Consider the following 4,580-nt stretch of genomic DNA (forward strand, 5'->3'; position numbering starts at 1 on the left):
AAGGATTAAATCAGAAAGAGCTAAAATAATAGAGCAATTCTTTTGCTGAGGTAGTCTAGTCTGGGAAGGCGCAAGATTGGAAATCTTGTGGGAGTAATCCCTCGGGAGTTCAAATCTCCCCCTTAGCGTTTTTTTATTTTTTTAATCTTGAAAAAGATTCTTCGGAAAAAGAGAATTATTTTGATCTGCGAATCCAATCTGCTACCCAGTCTCCAACTGCACTTGTAGATGCTGAACCACCCATATCACGGGTTACCACTCCCTTACTGATAGAAGCTTCAATGCCTTTTACGATCGCTGCACCGGCTTCTTCTTCACCCAGATGATCCAGCAGCATGGCTCCTGCCCAGATGGTTGCAAAAGGATTTGCTACATTCTGGCCTTTGTACTTCGGCGCAGAACCATGGATAGGCTCAAACATTGAAGTCCCATGGGGATTGATATTTCCTCCGGGAGCAAGGCCAAGTCCACCTTGAATCATGGCACCCAGGTCGGTGATGATATCACCGAACATATTCGGGGTAACTACTACATCGAACCATTCCGGGTTCTTAACAAACCACATGGTTATCGCATCCACGTAGTTGAATTCAGTAGTGATATCCTGATTTTGAGCAGCTACATCCCTGAATACATCTCTCCAGAGGCCGTAAACATCAGAGAGGACATTGGCCTTGTCTACCGAGGTGACTTTTTTCCTGCGTTTACGTGAAGCATCAAAGGCATACTCAATAACCCTTCTGGAACCTTCCCGCGTAAGAACTCCAATCTGATACGCGATCTCCTCTGCATCGCTCTCAACATCAAGCCCGAACTTGACTGAGTAGAGATTTCGCACAACTTCGAGCTGCTTATGCTCTTTTCCAGTAAACCGCGAACCGATCCCGACATAGAAGTCCTCAGTGTTTTCCCTCACTACCAGGAAATCAATATCTTTTGGCCCTTTTCCGGCTAAAGGAGTCTCGACCCCGGCTAGCATCTTCACCGGACGCAGGTTCACATACTGATCAAAGGCAAACCTGAGGGTGAGCAGGATTCCCTTTTCAAGAATTCCCGGAGTAACCCGATCATCTCCGATTGCCCCAAAGTAAATAGCAGGATAGGATGAGAGTGCATCAAGTTCCTGCTCACTTACCAGTTCACCAGTCTTCAGATACCGGTCTGCACCAATATCAAAATCAGTCCAGCCAATCTCAAATCCATACCGCTCCCCCGCAGCATCCAGCACCTTCCGTCCGGTTGCAATGATCTCGGGACCGATTCCGTCCCCTCCTATTACCGCTACTTCATGCACAGGTCTTCACTCCTGATCTTTTTTGCATACGAAACCAGCCCACCTGCATCGATGATCCGCTGCAAAAATGCAGGAACTGGTTCGATGTCAAACCGCTTCCCTGACACCTCAATATACCCTTCTGCAAAATGCCCGGTGATCTGATCCTGTTCGGTGATCTCACCAGCGTGAGGGCAGATGACCAGCAGGAGCCCGACATTTACACTGTTTCGATAAAAAATCCGAGCAAATGACTCAGCAATCACCACACGGACCCCGGAGCCGGTCAGAGCCAGAGGTGCATGTTCCCTCGAGGAACCGCAGCCAAAGTTCCTTCCTGCGACGATCATATCGCCTTCCTGTGCATTTCCTGCAAATCCATCCCTGAATCCTTCGAAGGCATGTTCCGCCAGACCTTTGGGATCATTGATGGTAAGAAAACGACCAGGGATGATAGCATCAGTATCGATATTATCCCCAAACTTCCAGACCCGCATCATCGCACCTCCCGCGGATCAGTGATTACTCCGGTGATTGCGGTGGCTGCGGCGGTGGCAGCAGAACCGAGATAAACCTTCCCTTCTGTCGAACCCTGACGACCCTTGAAATTCCGGTTTGAAGTTGAGAATGAGACCTCACCTGATGCAATCAGACCGAAAGAACCTCCCATGCAGGGTCCACAACAAGGTGCTTCGACAAGAGCACCTGCTTCAACAAACTGCTCGATAATGCCTGCCCGCAGGGTTTTCAGGTACTCAGGCCGGGATGCTGGAATAACCAGGACACGGACCTTATCTGAGAAGGAACGATTTCCAAGCACTTCAGCTGCTTCCTGCATATCTTCAAACCTTCCATTTGTACAGGAACCTATGAACACCTGGTCAACCGGAGTGCCGGCCACCTGATCAACATCCACCACCTGATCCACATTATGTGGAACTGCAACCTGGGGAACAAGATCTCCTGCATCATACTCCCGCCATGATGAATACGTAGCCCCGTCATCACTTGCCAGGTCCGTTCCCTGAAAGGATGCCCGGTCTTTCAGATAGGCAGCGGTGATCTGATCCGGGGGAACGATTCCTACTTTTCCACCCATCTCAATTGCCATATTACAGCAGGTCATCCGCCCCGCCATCGGCATAGATGATACCGTTTCTCCGGTAAACTCCACTGCTTTGTAGGTTGCCCCGTCGACAGTGATATCCTTGATAATATTCAAGATGAGATCTTTGGCCCCTACCCGATCTGCAAATTTCCCGGTAACATTCGCCCTGATGCTGTCAGGTACCCGGAAGTAGAGGCATCCGTACCGCAGTGCAAATCCGAGATCTGTGGATCCGACTCCGGTTGCAAACGCACCAACTGCCCCATAGGTACAGGTGTGCGAGTCTCCCCCGATTACTATATCACCGGGACAGACTCTCCCCTTTTCCAGAGTAACCTGATGACAGACCCCCTCCTTAATGTCGTAATTCAGAATATTCTGTTCATTTCCGAATTTCCGCATTGTTTTCTGGTTTTCTGCTGCATTTAATGAGTCGGCAGGAATCTGGTGATCAAAAAGCATAATTACTTTTTTGGGATCGAACACCCTGGTTCCACCCATCTCATAGAATTTCTCAATTGCCAGGGGACCTGTGATGTCATGCATCATCGCCCCATCTACCGGGGCCATTACCACTTCTCCAGCGACTACATCCTTGTTGCACCGCCGGGAGAAGATCTTCTCAACTATTGTCTGATCCATTGCGATATACCATATTCAGTGCATTTGTCATTGCTTCTGCTGATGCCATTACAATGTCATCTCCGGACGCTGCAGCATCAAACAGCCGGCCTTTCTCATCTTCGACGACAAGCGCTACATGCGCTATCGCATCACTCCCTTCAGAGATTGCCGTGACATTAAATTCCTTCAGCTCTGCGTGGCGCGGTACAGTGCCGACCAGGGCCTTGATAGCTGCGTCCACCGGACCATTTCCGGTGCAGCAGCAGACCTGCTCTGAACCACCCACTCGTGCCCTGACTGTGGCGGTAGGTATCATATGGTTCCCGGTCATGATGGCAATATCAACCAGATCGATGTATCTACCAGATACACCAGAACCAGCCACAGTTTCAGCGATCTCATACAGATCCTGTTCGGTGATCTTCTTCCCCTTTGAGGCAATTAGTTTGATTCGCGCAATAATTTCATCAATCTGATCCTCATCAGGTGAAATATGCACCTGATTCAGCATATCACGGACTGCATGCCGGCCGACATGTTTACCCAGTTTCAACCGTCGACGATGACCAACCATCTCGGGAGTCATAATGCCAGGCTCAAAGGTACTGGCATTTTCCAGTACTCCCTGGGAGTGAATACCACTCTCATGCGAAAAGGCATATTCCCCGGTTACCGGCCAGTTTGGAGGCACCATCAGACCTGAGAAGCGGGAGACCATACGTGAAGTCTCAACCAGTCTCGCGGTTTCAATCCCGGTATTGTACCCGAAGATTGACTCTATGATCATGGTTGTACATGCCAGATCTGCATTCCCTGCTCGTTCACCGATACCATTCACCGTAACCTGGACCTGATCAGCACCTGCTTCGACCGCAGAGATGGTATTCGCGGTTGCCATTCCAAAGTCATTGTGGCAATGAACATCAATCGTGCAAGCGATCCGTTCCCGCAGTGCTGCGATCATAGTCTTCATCGAGGAAGGAGTTGCAACTCCCACCGTATCAGGAACATTGATTGCAGTAGCACCTGCACCAACTGCCGTTTCAAATACTTCAATCAGTTCAGGCAGACCCGTACGGGTTGCATCCATCGCTGAGAACAACACCTGATCAACATGATCTCGTGCATATCTGACAATATCTCCGGTTATGGAAACAACTTCCTGATGTGTTTTCCTGATAGTATGTGTTCGCTGCACCTCAGAGGTTGGAATAAACACATGCACCATGTCAACACCGGCATCGATGCAGCGATCAACATCGCCTTTCACCGAACGGGCCAGCCCACAGACGGGAGCATCCAGACCTTCGGCAACAATGGCCTTGACAGTTGCATACTCATCTTCTGACGAAGCAGGAAACCCGGCTTCGATTACACTGACACCAATACCAGATAACTGCCTTGCTATCTCAATCTTGTCAGCAGTGGAAAAAGATACACCCGGAGTCTGTTCTCCATCCCGGAGAGTCGTGTCGAAAACAGAGATCTTCTTTACAGTAGAATTCTTATCGCTGGAGAAAGCGACCTGCCGAGTGTACAACACCGGCGCTCCCTGCCTCAAAAGTGTTTGGAGAC

4 protein-coding genes and 1 tRNA gene are annotated in these 4,580 nt (G+C 49.7%); 1 reads left to right on the forward strand and 4 read right to left on the reverse strand.

The annotated features are described in order from the left end of the window. Positions 1–44 precede the first annotated feature (44 nt). Positions 45–128 (forward strand) — tRNA-Ser (locus tag LUQ50_RS11405). 47 nt (positions 129–175) lie between these two features. On the opposite strand, the gene LUQ50_RS11410 is transcribed toward LUQ50_RS11405, so the two are convergent. The 4 genes from LUQ50_RS11410 to LUQ50_RS11425 are packed head-to-tail and all read right to left on the reverse strand — an operon-like array spanning position 176 to position 4,491. Beyond that, complete coding sequence (locus tag LUQ50_RS11410; RefSeq protein WP_300039958.1) at positions 176–1,294, reverse strand: isocitrate/isopropylmalate family dehydrogenase; 1,119 nt, start codon at positions 1,292–1,294, stop codon at positions 176–178. Beyond that, positions 1,282–1,770, reverse strand: a complete 489-nt coding sequence (locus tag LUQ50_RS11415) for a 3-isopropylmalate dehydratase small subunit (RefSeq protein WP_300039960.1) — start codon at positions 1,768–1,770, stop codon at positions 1,282–1,284. Before LUQ50_RS11415 ends, LUQ50_RS11410 begins: the two co-directional genes overlap by 13 nt. Further along, positions 1,770–3,023, reverse strand: coding sequence for a 3-isopropylmalate dehydratase large subunit (locus LUQ50_RS11420; protein ID WP_300039959.1), 1,254 nt, complete (start codon positions 3,021–3,023; stop codon positions 1,770–1,772). The genes LUQ50_RS11415 and LUQ50_RS11420 overlap by 1 nt, the downstream gene beginning before the upstream one ends. Next, complete coding sequence (locus LUQ50_RS11425; RefSeq protein ID WP_300039961.1) at positions 3,004–4,491, reverse strand: 2-isopropylmalate synthase; 1,488 nt, start codon at positions 4,489–4,491, stop codon at positions 3,004–3,006. Before LUQ50_RS11425 ends, LUQ50_RS11420 begins: the two co-directional genes overlap by 20 nt. Positions 4,492–4,580: the final 89 nt, after the last annotated feature.

The sequence above is a fragment of the Methanospirillum sp. genome (assembly GCF_028679455.1).
GTDB lineage: Archaea > Halobacteriota > Methanomicrobia > Methanomicrobiales > Methanospirillaceae > Methanospirillum.